The sequence below is a fragment of the Syntrophomonas wolfei subsp. wolfei str. Goettingen G311 genome, assembly GCF_000014725.1.
Classification (GTDB): Bacteria; Bacillota; Syntrophomonadia; order Syntrophomonadales; family Syntrophomonadaceae; genus Syntrophomonas; species Syntrophomonas wolfei.
Genome location: NC_008346.1, coordinates 2,343,935 through 2,362,079 on the forward strand (window position 1 = coordinate 2,343,935; position 18,145 = coordinate 2,362,079).

At 44.5% G+C, this 18,145-nt stretch carries 13 protein-coding genes and 1 pseudogene; 6 read left to right on the forward strand and 8 right to left on the reverse strand.

The annotated features are described in order from the left end of the window. Window positions 1-18 precede the first annotated feature (18 nt). The 4 genes from SWOL_RS10575 to SWOL_RS10590 all read right to left on the reverse strand — a co-directional run bounded on the left by SWOL_RS10575 (window position 19) and on the right by SWOL_RS10590 (window position 2,047). Entirely contained in the window at window positions 19-489 is a 471-nt protein-coding gene (locus tag SWOL_RS10575; RefSeq protein WP_011641430.1) for a YbaK/EbsC family protein, read from the reverse strand. Window positions 490-637: 148 nt separating this feature from the next. Next, entirely contained in the window at window positions 638-793 is a 156-nt protein-coding gene (locus SWOL_RS10580) for an alpha/beta-type small acid-soluble spore protein (protein ID WP_011641431.1), read from the reverse strand. A gap of 193 nt (window positions 794-986) precedes the next feature. Beyond that, window positions 987-1,694, reverse strand: a complete 708-nt coding sequence (locus tag SWOL_RS10585; protein WP_011641432.1) for an HAD family hydrolase — start codon at window positions 1,692-1,694, stop codon at window positions 987-989. 56 nt (window positions 1,695-1,750) lie between these two features. Next, the gene (locus tag SWOL_RS10590) at window positions 1,751-2,047 is read right to left on the reverse strand and encodes a carboxymuconolactone decarboxylase family protein (protein WP_011641433.1); all 297 of its coding nucleotides are present in this window, start codon (window positions 2,045-2,047) and stop codon (window positions 1,751-1,753) included. A gap of 255 nt (window positions 2,048-2,302) precedes the next feature. On the opposite strand from SWOL_RS10590, the gene SWOL_RS10595 reads away from it, so the two are divergent. After that, window positions 2,303-3,496 (forward strand): hypothetical protein, encoded by a 1,194-nt coding sequence (locus SWOL_RS10595; protein WP_011641434.1) that lies wholly within the window; start codon window positions 2,303-2,305, stop codon window positions 3,494-3,496. Window positions 3,497-3,528: 32 nt separating this feature from the next. Here the strand turns inward: SWOL_RS10595 and SWOL_RS10600 are convergent, their stop codons facing one another. After that, window positions 3,529-4,197 carry a rhomboid family intramembrane serine protease gene (locus tag SWOL_RS10600; RefSeq protein WP_011641435.1) on the reverse strand — a complete coding sequence of 223 codons (669 nt, stop codon included), beginning with the start codon at window positions 4,195-4,197 and terminating at the stop codon, window positions 3,529-3,531. 142 nt (window positions 4,198-4,339) lie between these two features. Beyond that, window positions 4,340-6,136: a hypothetical protein gene (locus SWOL_RS10605; RefSeq protein ID WP_041427542.1), complete on the reverse strand. Its 1,797-nt coding sequence runs from the start codon at window positions 6,134-6,136 to the stop codon at window positions 4,340-4,342. Between the two features lie 1,206 nt (window positions 6,137-7,342). Between SWOL_RS10605 and SWOL_RS10615 the strand changes: the two genes are divergently transcribed. After that, complete coding sequence (locus tag SWOL_RS10615; RefSeq protein ID WP_011641437.1) at window positions 7,343-8,533, forward strand: acetyl-CoA C-acetyltransferase; 1,191 nt, start codon at window positions 7,343-7,345, stop codon at window positions 8,531-8,533. Between the two features lie 251 nt (window positions 8,534-8,784). After that, the gene (locus SWOL_RS10620; protein ID WP_011641438.1) at window positions 8,785-10,617 is read left to right on the forward strand and encodes an acyl-CoA dehydrogenase family protein; all 1,833 of its coding nucleotides are present in this window, start codon (window positions 8,785-8,787) and stop codon (window positions 10,615-10,617) included. Window positions 10,618-10,902: 285 nt separating this feature from the next. Here the strand turns inward: SWOL_RS10620 and SWOL_RS10625 are convergent, their stop codons facing one another. Both SWOL_RS10625 and SWOL_RS10630 read right to left on the reverse strand, forming a co-directional pair. Next, a complete protein-coding gene (locus SWOL_RS10625) occupies window positions 10,903-12,993 on the reverse strand; it encodes a sigma 54-interacting transcriptional regulator (protein ID WP_011641439.1) in 2,091 nt (696 codons plus the stop codon). A gap of 199 nt (window positions 12,994-13,192) precedes the next feature. Next, entirely contained in the window at window positions 13,193-15,814 is a 2,622-nt protein-coding gene (locus SWOL_RS10630) for an FAD-dependent oxidoreductase (protein ID WP_049750134.1), read from the reverse strand. Between the two features lie 456 nt (window positions 15,815-16,270). On the opposite strand from SWOL_RS10630, the gene SWOL_RS14760 reads away from it, so the two are divergent. The 3 genes and pseudogenes from SWOL_RS14760 (at window position 16,271) to SWOL_RS14435 (ending at window position 17,983) form a co-directional block, all read left to right on the forward strand. Next, window positions 16,271-16,915, forward strand: coding sequence for an alpha-helical endospore appendage domain-containing protein (locus tag SWOL_RS14760; RefSeq protein ID WP_011641441.1), 645 nt, complete (start codon window positions 16,271-16,273; stop codon window positions 16,913-16,915). A gap of 268 nt (window positions 16,916-17,183) precedes the next feature. After that, window positions 17,184-17,435, forward strand: a pseudogene (locus SWOL_RS15360) (alpha-helical endospore appendage domain-containing protein); the annotation flags it as partial. Between the two features lie 386 nt (window positions 17,436-17,821). Then, window positions 17,822-17,983, forward strand: a complete 162-nt coding sequence (locus SWOL_RS14435) for a hypothetical protein (protein WP_155814215.1) — start codon at window positions 17,822-17,824, stop codon at window positions 17,981-17,983. Window positions 17,984-18,145 lie beyond the last annotated feature (162 nt).

Genomic DNA, 18,145 nt, shown 5'->3' on the forward strand with positions numbered 1-18,145 from the left:
AAATCATCATCCTGTTTCCTAATTATCACGCGCAACCCGGCAGGGTGAACCTCCGGTAAGTCGCATCAATTCCTCATAGGATATGGGAAGAGCCGTATTGGCTGTCCCTGCCGCTGCATAAACTACATCATAACGCTTGAGGCTTTCATCGAGGAAAATGGGAATCGGGTTCGGCAATGCAAAAGGACATACCCCCCCGACATTGAAGCCGGTAACCGCCAGGACCTCTTCAGCATTCGCCATTCTAGGCCTGCTCCCCAGCAGTTGCTTGAGAGCTTTGTTATCCATCCTTACATCTCCCGCCGCTACTATCATGCAGTATTTATCTCCATTGCTTTTGAATAAAATCGATTTGGCAATCTGCCCCACTTCCGTACCCAGAGCCTGTGCCGCCAGAGGGGCCGTACTGGTATCTTCCTCCAGTACAATGATTTTCAATTCTGGATTTTTCTCGCTTAGATAAAGTCTTACTCTTTCAATCTCGTCCATTGCTCTAACCTCCTGCTTTGTCTTTTTTATTATACCTTAAAAAAGCTGGAACTTTGCCTTCATAAAAAAGCAAAAAGGGTGGCATTTCCACCCTGAAAAGTCGCTAACCGCCTTTTTCCTGCCCAACCAGAACCCTACAGTAGCTTTTTTATACTGCTCCACTATCCCGCAGTCTTTTGCTCATAAGCCCCCCAACCCGACCGCAGGTGGCATTGCTCAGGGAATCCCAGCCTTCTTTCTCCACCTGTTCCCATATACCCAGTTCTTTGGCAATCTCTATTTTTAACAGATCCTTCTCACTCAAGACCTCTTTCTTTTTCTTCTTCTTAGTGGAAATGGTTTAACACCTGCACTTTCATGTATTATCTAACTTGCTCATCTTCCGGGTTTGCATCCCTGCTCCGCTAACGCTCGCTTTAGAATAAGTTTGGGTATGTCCGGGGACTGGTCCCGGACTTATTCTTAGCGCTATTATCTCCCATCGGAGCTTAGAATACTCAGATTTTCTCCATGAAAGAGAATAAATCATTGAGCTTTCCCCGCCAATCAGGGCTTAATCCCACCCCCTGGTCAATCAGCATATCTTCCACCAGGAATGTTTTCATACCAATCTTGCCGGCGGGCAGATCTTCTCCCACATCATTGCCGACCATCAGGCATTCTTCAGGCTTTACCCCGATCACCTCAGCAACTTCCTGGTAATACTCCTGGTGGGGCTTGCAAAAATGCATGATCTCGTAGGAGGTAATCAAATCATAATCAAAATGGCCTACCCCGGCCCAATTGAGGCGTTGCTGCAGAGCAGTCAAGGGAAACACGGCATTGGTGGCAACTACTACCTTCAAATCCTGGTCAAATAATTTTTCCATCATTTCCGGAACCCCGGCAAAGGCCTTACAATAAGGCTCCAAAAGAGGAAACTCCCGTTCATAAAAGCGCTCGAAAAACTCCCGAAAATCCTTCTCCGGGTATTTCCCGTTCGAAAAGAAATCCCGCATGAAGATTTCTTCATTGCTATACTCGGGGTTACGATCGGAAATCATTGCCCCGGTGGATTTAAAGACCTGTTCCACCAATCCTTCGGTATCGCTATAACCTGCTTCCCAGGCCATTTTTTGCATCCGGGCAAAATACTTCTGCAGGAAGAAATCCATATCAATATTTAACAAAGTTCCATCCAAATCAAATAAAACTGCCTTAAACACAGTCCCGGCTTTACCTCCTTCCCAAGAGCCTAAAAATTCAAGGCGATTACTTCTACTTAAAAAGCATTAACTGCTGTTTTAATAAGGTCCATACTATTTACAAAGTAAGCCAGTCGAATGGCTTCCCTGATTTCATCTTCCGTAGCGCCGGCTTCCCGTGCCTGCCTGGATAATACCTTCACCCCTTCGGCAGCTCCTTTTAATACATCCAGAGCCAGAAGTATCAGATACCGGGTCCTGGCATCCAGTTGCCGGGTATTTACTGCCCCGGTAAGGCTCTCTTCCAGCAAAGCAAAATACTCCGGGTCTTTCTCTTTATACTGTTCAACAAACCACGGTAGAGCAGTGGTCATACTAATTCCCTCCTCCTGGTATTTTTTACTTCTCTTATTAATTCTAACATACTGTCATTCTCTCCGTCAGCAGCCCAAGTAAAACCAGGGATTATCAGGGGGGTTAGTAAGAAAATGAGGACCGTCCCCTTGACACTCTGATCGTGTCCTCTAGGCATGGGGAATTAACTTATTTAAAATTTTTGGTTACAAAAGAAGGACTTTTTGGTAATATATAGAAAGTTTACTGGGAGAAAAATCAAAGGAGGATATCGGATGTTTTTTACCTTTCTAAATAAAGAAAAAGCGGATTGCCTGGATATTTCCACAATAATCAAATTTTCTCCCCGGGAAGTGCTGTATTATTATTATGATTCCAAAATAATAATACCCTGGGAAGGCTACTGGAAAATTAAAGAGTTGGCTGCTGCTTCTGAAAAAGCCGAAAACTCCAGTAAAGAGTGGTTGGAACTTTTTGAGCAGGAGTTAAACGCTGCCGCTGATCTTAGTAGTTTAAATGACAGTGAATTCATTGATTCTATCGGCCCCTATTATTACCTGACGAGCAATACCCGTTTTTATTTTGATAAAAGCCTCCGGAATCCGGTCGATATGGTCAGCAGCGAAAATCTGGCCAGCATAACCGCCCTGGCAACCATTCTCCCTTTGAACAACGAAATACAAGCTCACTGCAAAATAAAAAAGGCTAAGCGTAAAGCGGCTAAAAGCAAAGATGAACTTCTCAAAGACATTAACCTTTGCCTTACTTCCTTACGAGAAATCGAACGGCTTAATAAACAGATCAATTACTGGGAAAAGATACTGGAACAGCGTTATTTCCTCCGGGAAAGAGAGGATTTGTTTCCGGCAGAACCGGATAATCTGCCTCAAAAACCGGAAAAGCCGGTGGAAACAGAAGCTTCCGACAATGTCTTGCCTTTCAGTCGTTTGCTGTCGCGTCAAAAGAAACAACATAATCTGGATTTAAACCACTATAATCATGAAATAAAAGTCTATTTCATTCGTTATCGCGAGTATGAAAAGGCTTGTGACCGCTACAAGGAAGCTCTGGAAAACTGGCCGGAATACCACAAGCTCTTTCTGGATAATTGCCTTAATGATATCAAGCAAGCTGAGGAAAAGCTTAATTCGGCCAGGCAAAACCGCCAAACATACAGTGAGGTAATACAAAAGTCTATGGTACACTCGGCTTACCAGGATATTAGAACCCTGGAGTTATTCAAATACTATTTGAAAACCGGTCGGGCCAATGAACTCCAGGATTGCATGAATATTTTTGAAGAAGAAAGAAATTGGACCGAAATTAAGGCCAGCCAGGAAAGAATAGAAAATACCATTCATTTCTTGCAAAGCGCTAATCCTGATACCCACTTTGCTGATGAACATATTAACCTGTTTCTGAACCACTTCCATGAGAAAACCAAGGATTTGGCCAAGGCCGGAGTTTAATTTTAAAGTAAGGAGTGATGGGTAAACATTGGTCAAACATTATATAGAGGTTGTTCCCTTTTCAAGAATAACTTGTAAAGCACCATTCCAGCCAAAAAGCCACCGATATGCGCCCAGAAGGCTATGGCTCCGCAGGCATCGGCCATGAAAATACTGACGGTTCCACACCAGATTTGAGTTAAAGCCCAGAAGCCCAGATAAATCCAGGCGGGTAGGTTAAAGAGAAAGAAAGGCGGTATAAAGGTAAGAACTCTGGCCTTCTTAAATAACAAAAAGTACGCTCCCATCACTCCGGCAACAGCTCCGGAGGCTCCAACCACCGGTTCGCTGGAAAGCGGACTAACGAAGTAGTGGGTTAAGGCGGCCAGTATCCCGCAGCTCAAGTAAAATAAAATAAAATTCCCCCTACCCATTCTATCTTCCAGATTGTCGCCAAAAAGCCACAGTATCCACATATTACCGATTACATGCATCCAACTGCCATGTAGAAACATCGAAGTCAAAAACGGCAGATAAGCTAGAAGAGGAACATAGCCTTGACTATAGTTAAGCGGAGTCAGTCCGAATACGGAAAATAACTCTACCATGCCTTCAATACCCAGGGAACTCTCGTAAAAAAAGATGGCCAGGTTCAAAGCAATAATAGTTACCGTTATTAATGGAAAAGTGTTACTTGGAGTACTGTCCCTGAGTGGAATCATTTAGCAACCTCCGTTTAGTTCAGTCGATTTAGTAAGAAAAGTGAGGAGTGAGGGGTAAGGGGTGAGGGGTTTAATTTATTTCCTGCTACATTTTACCTTACCTACTAATATTCGTCTTTTCACCGATGCTTAATACCTATTTCTAAGCAGAGCCTGCCCGGTTGAGCGCTTGATTCTGTTTGGAAAGCAGGATGTCAATGGCTTTAAAAGCACAATAACGCATATGATCAAGCTCAGCTTCATTTTCCATATTTCGGGGTAAAGCTTTAAAAGGCTGAATATATTTATTCCTTATCTGGTGAATAATCAGCAAGATTCCAGCCAAATAAAACCCGCTATCATCATAGTCATCATCAATCAAATCAACAAACAAAGTCCAGGCAGCCTGATTCAGATTCTCCGGCCTTTGTTTAAGGTAAGGGTTGTTACAATAGCTATAAAATGATCGCGGGAAAAGATCTTTTATATAATGAACCAACTCCATATTCTGGCTTTCCAGAACTTGCCTCACTCTTTGAAACAGTTTTTCATATTTATCCAAATCATTTCGCAGATCTATAGACCTCCGCCTATTCAGCCCCTCCTGGGTAATTCTAATGTTTCTCCTTACCAGATAATCCACCGGCTCAATAAACATAAGCAAAGGATAAGAACCGTCCCGAATAACTTCACTCAGCTTATTCCCAGAATAGAGCTGATAAATTAACTCAGCATCAATAAGTGCCTTCGCGAAAACACCCCTATCCTGGTTTTGCATCTCTGCCCCAAATGATGGAATCTCTTCTTCTATAAAATTCCTAATATATTCGATTACATCTTCCTCCACACTTTGATTAACCTGTTCTCTAATCGCCAGTAATTGATTCTCTATTTCCCCCCAGCGTTTCTCCACCAGTATATCCTGCCAGGCCAGTGTAAGCATGACTTCCTCCGCCTGATCCCTCAGTTTTGCAGTTTTTATGCAGCACTGGTTCAGACGCTGTAGCAGTATCTGGTCCTCATTTTCTGATTCATCCAGAAGCCGGGTCAGGTTTTGATGGATTTCACTAAAACTGTTCATTAATTGCAAGGTACAGTTCTGCATTTTTCCTACTATATCAGCGGAAACTTCCTCCATATCCCGTATAATGCCATCTTGAAAAGCCATTGATCGAGTTTCCAGAGATTTATCCAAATTCAGGGCAAACTGCTCACCCAGTTTATTCACATTAAAATACTCTTCTATATTAAAATCTTCTTCGCTCTCTATTTCCTCTTGGTTTCTTATCTGAGCCAGCAATAGCTTATAAACATAATCATAAAAGATATCCTTTTCCCTTAACATTGTGTTTTTTAGATCTTCAAGTTTCACCTTTAGGAACTGTTCCATTTCTTTCAAGCTACTCTCGCGGGTGTTTTTAAGGTCATTAAGCAAGGATGAGGTGATTTCAACATTATTCAAGAGATTCTTTATCAGTTTAGCCTTTTCCTCACTGAGAGAAACGGTCAGAGCTGGAATCGAGCTTAGCTCAAGCATCATCCCTTCTGCCCTCTCAATAAAGGCATCTTTTTCTTCCCACAACCAGGAAAGGCTTCGGGAAAAGTCCTGATAAATTGAATCCACTAAAGGCTTGGAAAACTTTTGAACCTCCTGCTCAAATATCTCTTCTCCAATGAGTTTAACTCCTTGCATTAATTCTTGGGCTTCTTTACTGCCAGGTGGTTCCTGCAGTATTTCCTCCACATTTCCCCATGATTTTAGAGTTTTTATCCCAACCAGGGCCAGCAATAGAAAGATAAATACGAGTCCAAAGGAAAAACCCCACAAAAAAGCAAAGAAAGTAAAAAAGTTTAATAAGAGCAAAATCCATACTAGAATCCACATATTAGTCTGCCCTTTAAGATCAGCTTTCAGTCTATCCCAAGATATCAAATCTTCATCTCCCAGCATTATCTTCATTGTATAAAGTTCTTGACGCTACAACCTTAATAGTAACACCCGAAGGGTGGAATACCCCTTTTATTTGCTTTTCATGTATGTTTCTAATCTAGTATAATAATTTTAAGCCTTGGAAGAAACTACGTAGCAGCTTCAACCCAGCGTTGCAACGAGATGGGGGATTAGAACCCGCCGCCTGTTTTGTTAATAGGAACCCAGAAGATTAAAGAAGCGGGGATATAATTCACCTCGTTGTTATAATAATATCGGTAAATTCCTCAAAAACTTAATTTAAACAGAGTTGTTGAAGTTTAATCCCCGACATTAATGCACTATTGCATTAATGTCTTAAGCGTTTTCCTGTTTTTAGGTATTTGTCCCATAAATTAAGGCTATAATTAATACTAAAATATCTTGAATCCTTAATATAGCCTATTTTCCACGATATTTCTCAATTTGCCAGCCTCAAAGCACTTATTATTTCTCCTTTTAAAAAGACTACAGAGTAATGCTAATTTACATTATTTTAAATTCCTTTTTGCATTATAGCTTACAAAGCACTTTTATGTGTTTTCTAAAAGTAGGCCTTTCCCCGCTTTTTCGGGCCTTTTAAAAAATTTTTATTTGATTTTTCTGGCATGCTTATTGCTATTAATTAGGGCGATACGGGAAATTATTATCATGTTTCGATTCCCCCCTTATATCATTAACATGTGTATCGCTGCTGCTCCGTGATGCAATATCATTAATATTTCACGTTCGGCTTTTATGAGGGTTATTCATCACGGAACAGTAGCTTCCCCCCCTTTTTTTAAGCATCGGAAGAAACTGCGGAGCAGCTTCAACCCAGCGTTGCAACGAGGCAGGGGATTAGAAACCGCCGCCTGTTTTGTTTAATAGGAACTTTGGCCGCTTAAAGAAGCACCCTGCGGGTACTACTGATGTTCGCTTCGCTCACTATTAAGGATGCGGAGGACATGTTTCACTTCGTTATATTAATAGCAATCAACAGGTCTAAACCTTTTTTTATAAAACGAAACCGGCTAAATAAAGCTGGCATTAGAAAGGAGAGTGATGGGATAAGCTTAATGGAAAGCAAGATAAATCAAACAGCATCTAAGCAGAAATTTGCAAAATGTTTTTCCTTTTTTATAAATCATTATTCAGACCTATCTTGCTTGTTAATTGCCAGGTAATTTAATGTTTGGAAAGGAGATATGTTTAAAGATGGCGAGAGAAGTAGTACTGGTTGGAGCCTGCCGTACCCCTGTGGGTACATTCGGAGGCACCATAAAAGATGTAGGAGCTGCCGACCTGGGTGCCCTGGTTATGGGAGAGGCTATAACAAGAGCCGGGATCAAGGCTGAGCAGATTGATGAAGTAATATTCGGCTGTGTTCTTCAGGCCGGACTGGGACAGAATGTAGCCCGTCAGTGCATGATTAAAGCCGGAATCCCCAAAGAAATAACCGCTTTTACCATCAATAAGGTTTGCGGCTCCGGCTTGAGAGCCGTCAGCCTAGCGGCTCAGGTAATTAAAGCCGGAGACGCTGATATCATTTTAGCCGGCGGAACCGAGAACATGGACAAAGCTCCCTTTTTACTGCCCAATGCCCGCTGGGGATACCGGATGAGTATGCCCAAAGGGGACCTTATCGATGAGATGGTATTCGGTGGCCTGACTGATATCTTCAACGGCTATCACATGGGAATAACCGCCGAAAATGTTAATGAAATGTATGGCATTACCCGGGAAGAGCAAGATGCCTTCGGTTTCCGCAGTCAGGATCTGGCGGCAAAAGCTATTGAATCCGGTCGCTTTAAAGACGAAATAGTGCCCGTGGTTATTAAGGGCAAGAAGGGCGATACCGTATTTGATACCGATGAGCATCCCCGCAAAAGTACGCCTGAAGCTATGGCCAAACTGGCTCCGGCCTTCAAGAAGGGCGGCAGTGTAACTGCCGGCAATGCTTCCGGCATTAACGATGGCGCCGCTGCCGTTATCGTAATGTCCAAGGAGAAAGCTGATGAGCTAGGCATCAAGCCTATGGCCAAAGTTGTTAGCTATGCCTCCGGTGGAGTGGATCCCTCGGTAATGGGACTGGGACCGATACCGGCCAGCCGCAAAGCCCTGGAAAAAGCTGGTTTAACTATTGATGACATTGACCTGATTGAAGCCAACGAAGCTTTTGCTGCCCAGGCTATTGCCGTAGGTCGTGATTTGGGCTGGTCGGACAAGATGGAAAAAGTCAATGTCAACGGCGGAGCTATAGCTATAGGCCATCCCATCGGAGCCTCGGGAGCCAGAATTCTCATAACCCTTTTATACGAAATGCAGAAGCGCGGTGCCAAGAGAGGCCTGGCTACCCTCTGTATCGGCGGCGGCATGGGTACAGCCCTGATCGTTGAAGCTATTTAAATGTGGAACAATAGTTCAACGATGGTTGAACGGTAGTTGAGCGATAGTTAAACAATAGTTAAGCGATGGTTGAACAATAGTTAAACAATTGCTAAACAATTGCTAAACAACAGCTAAGCTATAGTTAAACCATAGTTAAACCATAGTGGTGAGGGGTAAATTGTTTTACAGTTATCAATTTGCCCCTTACCCGTTGCGATATTATTGGGTCGTTCGGTAAAAAAATTTTTAAATTTAAGGAGGAGACTGTTTTGCCACATAACAATTACCTATATCAAACCCGTGACATCAAATTCCAGATAAAAGAATGGTTGGACATTAACAAAATATTGTCTTTGGATGCTTACAAAGACTACTATGGAGCCGATGACTTTGATGCCATCTGTGATGTTAACTTCAAAATCTGCCGTGATGTTATCTGCCCGGCCAACAAAGAATCCGATGAAATCGGGATGAAACATGTCGGCGGCAACGAAAAAGCGGTCATTAGCCCGGATGTATTCAAGACGGTCTATAATACGGTTATCGAAGCCGGTATGGGTCCCCAGTTCGGCGACCGCCAGGTAGAGGGCCGCATGCCCCTTTATTGGTACGCTCCGATTCTGGAAATGCAGACCGGTGCATCCCCGGCGATGGTAATGCTTTGGTGTCTGACCCAGGGTGCTACCACCGTACTGCAATACAATCTCTCCAAAGAGCTGCAGGAACGCTTCCTGCCCAAGATGTACTCGGGTGAATGGGGCGGCTCCATGTGCCTGACCGAACCGGGCGCAGGCTCCGAAGTCGGCGCAGTATCTACCAAGTGCTTCCCCACCGATACCCCGGGCCTGTGGAAGGTAAAAGGCCAGAAGTGCTTCATCACCACCGGCGATTGGGACGGAGTGGATAATATTATCCATCTCGTGCTGGCCAAGGACCCCGATGCCAAGCCGGGCACTGCCGGCATCTCCTGCCTGGTTGTTCCCAAGTTCTGGGTCAATGAGGATGGTTCCATGGGTGCATGGAATGATGTAACCACTACCGGCATTGAGCACAAGCTGGGCATCCATGGTTCCGCTACCTGCTCCCTGGCCTTTGGCGAAAATGACAACTGCTATGGCTGGATGATCGGTGATGGTCCGGTAGACGGACGCGGCCAAGGGATGGCGCAGATGTTCCAGATGATGAATGAAGAACGTATTAACACCGGTATATTCTCCCTGGGTGCTTTTGGTGCAGCTTACTATGCAGCCCTGGAATATTCCAAGGCGCGCGTACAGAGCAAAAAGTCCACCGATCCGAAGGGCCCCAGTGTCCGGATCATTGAGCACGAAGACGTCCGCCGCATGCTGTTGCTGCAAAAGTCCGTAATGGAAGCTTGCCGGGCCTTGCTCTACTCTTCCTACTACTATATCGATATGTCCAAAGAAGCTGCCACTGAAGAAGAAAGGGAATACGCAGAGGATATGTTCATGATTCAAAATCCGCTATGCAAAGCCTATGTATCCGACATGGCATGGGTAATGTGTGCGGAAGCGATACAGGTGCATGGTGGCTACGGTTTCATGGAAGAGTATGCTCCGGCTTCCCTCGCCCGTGACTGCAAAATCTATACCCTATGGGAAGGCACCAACTTCATCCAGTCACAAGACTTCACCGGCCGTAAATTTACCATGAAGAAAGGCGAACCCTTTAAGAAATGGCTGGCAGAAATCGGTGACTTCATCGCTAATAAGAAGACTCCGGAATTCGCGGCTGAATTTGCCATGATGGAAAAAGCTTTTGCCGCTTTTAATTCCATTATCGATATGAATGCTGCCTGGACCACCACTAACAAGCAACTGAAACAGCTGTTTGCCACCCGGATCATGCATGCAGCTGCGAGGGTCATCTGCGGCAAGCTGATGCTCGACCAGGGCCTTCTGGCGGCCGGGAAGCTGGCGGAACTAGGCGACAGCCACTTCGATGCGAATTTCTACAAAGGCAAACTCGCCAGCGTCAAGTTTTATGTCATGAATGTTGTTCCTGAAATCTTTGGCACGGAGGAAGCTATGAAGGCTGCCGACACCAGCGCCATTGACTGCCCCGAAGAGGCAATCATGTAATCTGGGTCTAATCTCAATCTCTTTGAGCTTAGAAAGCTATCACGACCATAATGAAAATTAATACGGAACTCAATTGAGTCCCGTATTAATTAAGTGAATTTATTTGCGGCGGCAGGTTTGGCAGAACCTGCCGCCAAATCTTTTTTGAGTGGAGTATAAGGAATATCTCACTCCAGCGTGTCAAGGGGACGGTCCTTTTGACACCGTAACCCCTAGTCCTTACCCCTCACTTTTCTTACTAACCCCCGTGGCCCGAAGGCCAAAACCACCGATAAAAATAGGGGACTAACTGCGCCCGTCCTGGCGCTTTATTCCATATTTTGCCGCCTTGCGGATTACGGTGGACTGGTTGACCTGCAGGGCAGTGGCCACCTGGTAGCTGGAGCGAAAACGGGCAAAAGCCGCCTCTAAAAGCTCACGCTCCGTATTCTCAACCGCCTGCCGTAATGGTAAGAGATCCTGCTCACTGTCCAGTTTTAATCGTGGAACCTTAAAACTAGCCGGCAGATCCTGCATGCTTATTATGTTATTAATACTGGTGACAACCATTCTTTCCATGAGGTTTTCCAATTCCCTTACGTTTCCTGGCCAATGGTATTCCATTAATACATCGATAACCGATTTATGCAAGCGCTTATTCATCTGGTACTTGTTATTAAAAACATTCAAAAAATAGTTGGCCAGAACCGGAACATCTTCCGGCCTTTCGCGTAACGGGGGTACAAAAATGGGAATCACATTCAATCGGTAATATAGATCCAACCTGAACTGGTGATTGGCAATCATCTCCACCAAATTACGATTGGTACCGGCCAAAATTCTCACATCCACAATTATGGGCTGTTCTCCACCTACCCGAAGTATCTCTTTATCCTGTAAAAAGCGTAGGAGTTTAACCTGCAGGTTAAGCGGCAATTCACCAATCTCATCCAGGAATAGAATTCCTCCCTGGGCCAGTTCAAAGAGACCTATCTTCCCGCTCTTGCTGGCTCCAGTAAAAGCCCCCGCCTCGTAACCAAAAAGTTCTGATTCCAGGAGATTCTCTGGAATTGCACCACAGTTTACCTTGATTAGAGGGCCATCCTTGCGATTACTGCTGGAATGAATAATTTCTGCAATTAACTCCTTACCTACCCCGGATTCACCCTGAATCAAAATGGTGGAATCAACTCCGGTAACCCGTAGGACCAGATCCAATAATTCCTTCATTTTAGTGGAATTAAAAACCAGTTGGCGGGAGGTCTGCAATTTGATCTGCTCCAGTTGGCTGCGATAAAGCTGGGTCAATCCTTCCACCTGCTCCAGCTTCCTTTGCAGTTCATTTAATTCCGTTATGTCACGAACATTGGTTACCACCAGAATAATATTACCCTCTTCATCAAATATCGGGTTACTGGTTACCAGCACCTCATTCCCGGTCGCTGCAACCAAAGAAATAGTAACTCGCTCCTTTTTTTCCAAAGCCAGCAGAGTTCCCGAACGGGAGAATTTACCCTCTTTAACCAGATCGGCCATGTGCCGTCCCACACATTCGGCAGCGGTAACCCCGGTAATTCTTTCGAAGCCCTTATTCAAACGTAAAGTAATCGCCTGGCCATCCGTAACATACAGGCCATCAAAAGAGGACTCAAATATGGCATCCAGCTCCCGGTTGAGCTTCTGGGTATACTGTGATTGCCTTACCAGTTCTTCAAATTCTGATATTTCCCGTAATACCAGTACCGAACCGATAACATTTCCATCCTGCACTACATCATTGCGGTAGGGAAGAAAACTTCTATCCCCGATGACCAGCTTGTTAACCGGTAAAGGCTTGTGGTTTCCATGTATAAGGGAATCCAGTACCTCTGTACCGCCGAGCAGATCATGAACATTGGCCCCGCGTGCCTCCTCTATATCAATGCCCAGCAAGCGGCTGGCCTGGCGGTTGAAAATCTTGATGCGGAAATCATTGTCAATTTCTATAACCGGGTTGTACACGGCATCGATGGCCGCTTCTATTTCCTCTTTCCCCTTCTCTATTTCCAGAGCCAGAGCTACCAGTATATCAGAAAAATACAGCATTCCCACCAGTTGGCCATTGCGCATAACCGGCCGGCAGGTAAATTTCTGTTTTCTAATATCGGGAACATCATCGTCAAATGCTATGGTGATTGGGTTGGTGAGCATTATATCTTGTACTTCTATTTCGGGGGATTCTTGTGACAGTACTTGCAGCAAACGATTCTTCGTAATCAGTCCAACTAATTCCTGGTCTTCATTCAGAACTGGAGATGCATCGAGTGAAAAATCAATAAATAAGCGTGAAACCTCACCGATAGTCTGCCTGGGTCGCAGGGGCAATAGCCTGGGGTTCATTACTTCATATACTTTCATAATGCACCACTCTCGGATCGATTTTTCATTATTGTACCATGTAAGTTAAAGAAAAAGAAACTAAAAAGAGGAAGCCCAGGGGCTTCCTCTCAATCAGGTCAATCATAGGGACGGTTTTCTTGATCGGCCTGCAATCTTTTTTCAAACATTATAGATATTGTGGGAGATAACCTTAGCCTCTCACGCCTTCACTTTGTTATTAATCAATCGGGTCAAACATATCTTTGGGTGCACCACATACCGGGCAAATGTCCGGAGGCTCCGGTCCCTCGTGGATATAGCCGCAAAGCCGACATTTCCAGCGGTTATGGCGCTGTTTGCCACTCTTGTCACGTCCCAATTTTTGCACGGATTCACTGCTATCTACCCACGATGCAATTATAATCTCGCCCACCAGAACTCCATCTTTTATAAAGCTCTTCTTATAGTAATCCTCAATCGGGTCCTTGACCTCTACCACCCGGCACTGCTCAGGCGGCAGGTTAACCTCCCCTATGGAAAATATTTCTTTATCAAAGGCCACCAGCATGGTGGATATCCGCGGTTCCTTGTATTCCAGCCAATCCCCGGCCGCCGCTGCCCCGGCGATTCGTCCCATCTCCATGGCTATTGGCCACAGGCCAATCATTCTTTCTCCATGTTGGGCAACATCGCCTGCGGCATAAACATCAGGAACACTGCTGCGCATCTTCTCATCAACCACTATTCCCTGCTTGATTTCCAGGCCTGCTTCCTGAGCCAATTCTACATTGGGCTTTACCCCCGTTGAGAGGAGAACCAGGTCAGCTTCCAGGACCTGCCCATCATTCAGGCGTACTCCACTGGCCCTGGCTTCACCCAGAATCTCTTCCGTAGCCTTACCCAGGTATAGTTGGACTCCTTTAGAACGAATAATATCCGCCAGGCGCGCAGAGGATGAATCATCCAGTTGCCGGGGCATAAGCCGTTCACCAAATTCCACCACGGACACTTCCAGCCCGGCGGATACCATCTCCCAAACAGCCTCCAAACCCAGGACTCCGCCACCGATTACTACCGCTTTTTTACTTGTCTTAATTGCTTCTTTAAGTTTTATCGCATCTTTCAGGTTACGTAGGGCAAAAACGCCCTCTTTTTCCACACCCGGGAAAGGAGGAATATTACTGCGGGCACCGCTGGCCACTATCAACTTGTTATAAGTCAAATTTTCGCCATTATCCCCGCTTACTTTTCTGGCCGCAGTATCAATGGAGTTTACTTTAAATCCGGTTTTTACTTCGATGGCATTCTCCTGGTACCAGGCGGCATTGAAAACATAGAGCCGCTTATCCGGCAGGTCCTCGCCTAAAAAGTCAGAAAGAGCCGGGCGGTAATAAGGCAGGGCTTCTTCTTCAGTTAACATAGTTATGGCGGCGGTGCGGTTGCGCTGTCTTATGGCCTGGGCGGCAGAGAGAGCAGCAATTCCGCTGCCGATTATTACAAAATGCTCGGAAGTATCGTTTAAAAATTCGTCTTCCAGCGGCATCTGCACAAAGTTTTCCGGTCCTACACCACAGGCCGGGCAAATGGCAGGGGGTTCCTCCCCAACATGGATATGCCCGCAAACCAGGCAGCGCCAGCGAATTTTACTTTTATCCTGCCCCTTTTCCATTACGGCCCGGGCGAATTCCATCCCCAAAGTGAAGGCATCCTCCAGCTGACGAGCCGAGGGCTTAAAATTGACCCGAAAACCAGGAAGAACTTTCATACGCAAGGCATTAAGACGGCTTTCAATAGAAGGAACCGCCTCACCACTCCAGCCGTAAGCTCCGAAAGCCAGAGCTACCTTGTCCGAATGCGTGATAGGAGAAAGCCGGGTGATAAGATCCCAGATAGGTGGCAGGGCATCCCCGTTGATAGTAGGAGAACCCACCAGTAGTCCATCAGCCTGATCAATACTCTGCAAGACCTCCTCCAGCCCACCCTCTACCAGGTTATAGCGCTTGATATCAAAATCCCCCATCATGCTGATACCCTCCAAAAGGCTGTCAGCAATCATTTCCGTATAGCCATAAGCCGTAACGTAAGCCAGGACTATGGACGGTTTTTTCTCCCCTTCAGCTACTTCCACCGGTGTTGACCATTGCCGGTAGAGCTCAATGTAATAATCCAGGTTCTGCCGCAGTACCGGTCCATGGCCCGGGCAGATAACATCAAATTCCAGATCTTTGATCTTTTCCAAAGCTTCCAGAACATATGGCTTAAAAGGACCCATTATCATATCAAAATAGTATTTATAGGCATCCGTAAAATCAAAGTCAATCAGGTCGTTGAATACCTTTTCATCCGCATAGTGACTGCCGAAAGAATCGCAGGTGAAAAGTATCTTATCCTCCGGCAGGTAGCTGTACATACTGTCTGGCCAATGCAAAAAAGGTGCACTTATGAAACGCAGGGTCTTCCCCCCCAAATCCAGTTCATCTCCATGATTTAATTCTCGGGAGGAAAAATTCTTGTTGCTTATTTCCTTGAGGAATCTGATGGCGGTCTGACTGCCCAGAATAGTTAATCCCGGAATCAATTCCAGCAGCTTTTCCACTGATCCGGAATGGTCAGGTTCGGTATGGTTCATAATCAAATAATCAATTTCTGAGAGTTTTACTATTTCTTGAAGATCCTTGATGTACTCGTCAAAAAACTTGTCCTTGACGGTTTCAACTAAAACGGTCTTTTCCCTGCCCTTTACCAGATAGGCATTGTAGCTGGTACCATACTCGGTTCGCATAACAATGTCAAATACTCTTAAATCATAATCCTGAACTCCTACATAAAATACATTCTCCTTAATTTCCAGTGCCTTCACCAACATACCCCCCTTTGAATAATTTTCGGCCATTACGTGGCCCTATTCACATGATAGGCAAAGCCCGAATATTATGCAAATAGAGAAATATTCTTCTCGCCCCAAGAATACTGATATACGGTATATTTCTCCTCAAAACACCATAATTCATTCTCCTATGTATAAAATCTTTATCGCCGATTGCCCCTCATTTATAACAAGTTAATAAGTATATTTTATTGGTACCATACCCCGGTAGGCTATTTAGCTGTTTATTAATAGGAACCCGGCCGCTTAAAAGAATTGGGGGGATATATATCACCCGTTAAAAAGCAACAGTTAGAAAAATAAGACATTAATGGAGATAATGTAGCAAAATAACACTCCGACCATATAATAAATTGAGTATGTAAAGGAGGTGTATTGGCTTTTCCGTAAATCCCAATGATTAAATATTTATAAAAGGAGTGTAGAATCATGTCATTTCCAACTATACCCGATATTACTCCAACTATTAGTATTAATAGGAGCGATGTTATTAATCTGCTTTTAGCATCAATCGCCTTCGAAGAGCTGGGACTGGCTCACATCATTAATGCTGAAGCCGAAAAAATCCAGTATATTTTAGGAACTCTATCGGAGCAAGTTCCTACCGAACCTCCAACCCAGGATGATTTAATAGAGATTAATAAAAGCGTCAACCAGACTCTAAGGACAGTCATTAAAAATCAAATGCTGCTGCAATTTAAACTGGAAGATTTAATAGTAGAAAACCCACTACCATCAATAACAATAAAGAAATATGTTTCCGGCGACGGTGGGGTAACCTGGTATGATGCAGATAGCCCCCCGGGACCAACTATAGATCCAGAACAAGTTCCCATGTTTAGATTTGTCATAACTAACACGGGCAATGTAATCCTAACCGGTGTAACTGTAACCGATTCAGTATTGGGTCTGATTTCAACAGGAGGAATATTGCCACCCGGAGCATTCTTCGAAGAGTATCGTTCCGGCGAATACTTGGGAGGAGATCAAAGCAATACAGCAACAGTTATTGGATATTATTTAGATCAACAGGTTGAAGACTCCGATGTTGCATACTATACTGAGCCAACATAAATAACACTAAGATTTTTAAAGGGATGGTTAAACAACGAAGCATGAATGGTGACCTAACCCCAAAAAATAAACGAGACTTGCTTGAGGTGGAGTTTTGACTCCATCTCAAGCCTTATTTTAGGCCAATTTTTCTAATCTGCGGAAAGAACAACTCATTCCAGGGGTTAGATTTCTATTTTAATATTAGCTGGTTTTTTGTTAACAATAGCGACACAATTGAATATTTTATTAATAAAGTAGATTCCGAAAGGTGCTGAATAATATGACTATGCCTGAAATCCCGCCTCAGCAACACCGTCCTGATTTATATAATACAATTATCGATCTCCTGGATTCTATCGCCCTGGAAGAAATCGCTTTGTCTCATTTGCTAAATGCGGAAGCGGAGAAAATTCAGCATTTCATTGGTCATATATCATCGTGTACCCCGCCAGATGTTCTAATAGACTTCAATGTGGTCGTAAATGAAACCCTGGAAACGGTAATTATGAAAGAATGGCTTCTCCTTAGAAAGTTGGAGAAAGTTACTCGGTTTTTCAACCAGCGATTTCCAGCGCCAATTCCTCCACGTCCGCCGGTACCCCCATGTCCGCCGGTACCACCGCATCCGCCGGTACCACCACATCCACCACGGCCATATCAACATATATATCCTTGCCGCCCCCGATCCACTTGCAAGATATCTTGCAAGCCCAGACGTCCGGTCAAAAAGCATTATCGATACAACTGCGAAGAGTAACCATGTTACGTGGGGGCCAGGAAGTCATTAACTCAAAAATGAAAAAGTTTTTTAAATAAAGGATATATATGTTTTTTGTGGAATTTTAACATTTGCTAGACCCTGCTCCTGCAAACTGATTTCTCCGATATTTCGCTTAATCTCGCCTATTTTGAAAAAACCGGCATTTGGAGTTTCGCTGCGAAGCAGCCGGTGAACCGGTTAATCCGCTGCAGGAAGGTGTACAATCCGACGACATCGGGCTGAAGCTTATTCAAAGCCGTATTGAAGACAGCCAATACCGCTATAAAAACCATAAAAACATGCTTTTCAAAGTCAAGAGCGAATAAAACGCCGGGGGTGGCAAGGGGACGGTCCTTTTGTCACCCAAGGTTAATCGCAAATAAAACCTCCAAAGAGGATTGAGCTAGATTTAAAACTGTTGCGTATATATATAAAGAACCCCATGAGCATGAAAATGTTTTCAATGCAAGAAATCAACTGAGAAACTG

Excerpts from the sequence above, each read along its gene's own strand:
- SWOL_RS10600 (WP_011641435.1), bottom strand. The coding sequence starts at position 4,197 with ATGATTCCACTCAGGGACAGTACTCCAAGTAACACTTTTCCATTAATA.
- SWOL_RS10575 (WP_011641430.1), bottom strand. The coding sequence starts at position 489 with ATGGACGAGATTGAAAGAGTAAGACTTTATCTAAGCGAGAAAAATCCA.
- SWOL_RS10615 (WP_011641437.1), top strand. The coding sequence starts at position 7,343 with ATGGCGAGAGAAGTAGTACTGGTTGGAGCCTGCCGTACCCCTGTGGGT.
- SWOL_RS10625 (WP_011641439.1), bottom strand. The coding sequence starts at position 12,993 with ATGAAAGTATATGAAGTAATGAACCCCAGGCTATTGCCCCTGCGACCC.
- SWOL_RS10590 (WP_011641433.1), bottom strand. The coding sequence starts at position 2,047 with ATGACCACTGCTCTACCGTGGTTTGTTGAACAGTATAAAGAGAAAGAC.
- SWOL_RS10595 (WP_011641434.1), top strand. The coding sequence starts at position 2,303 with ATGTTTTTTACCTTTCTAAATAAAGAAAAAGCGGATTGCCTGGATATT.
- SWOL_RS14760 (WP_011641441.1), top strand. The coding sequence starts at position 16,271 with ATGTCATTTCCAACTATACCCGATATTACTCCAACTATTAGTATTAAT.
- SWOL_RS10605 (WP_041427542.1), bottom strand. The coding sequence starts at position 6,136 with ATGAAGATAATGCTGGGAGATGAAGATTTGATATCTTGGGATAGACTG.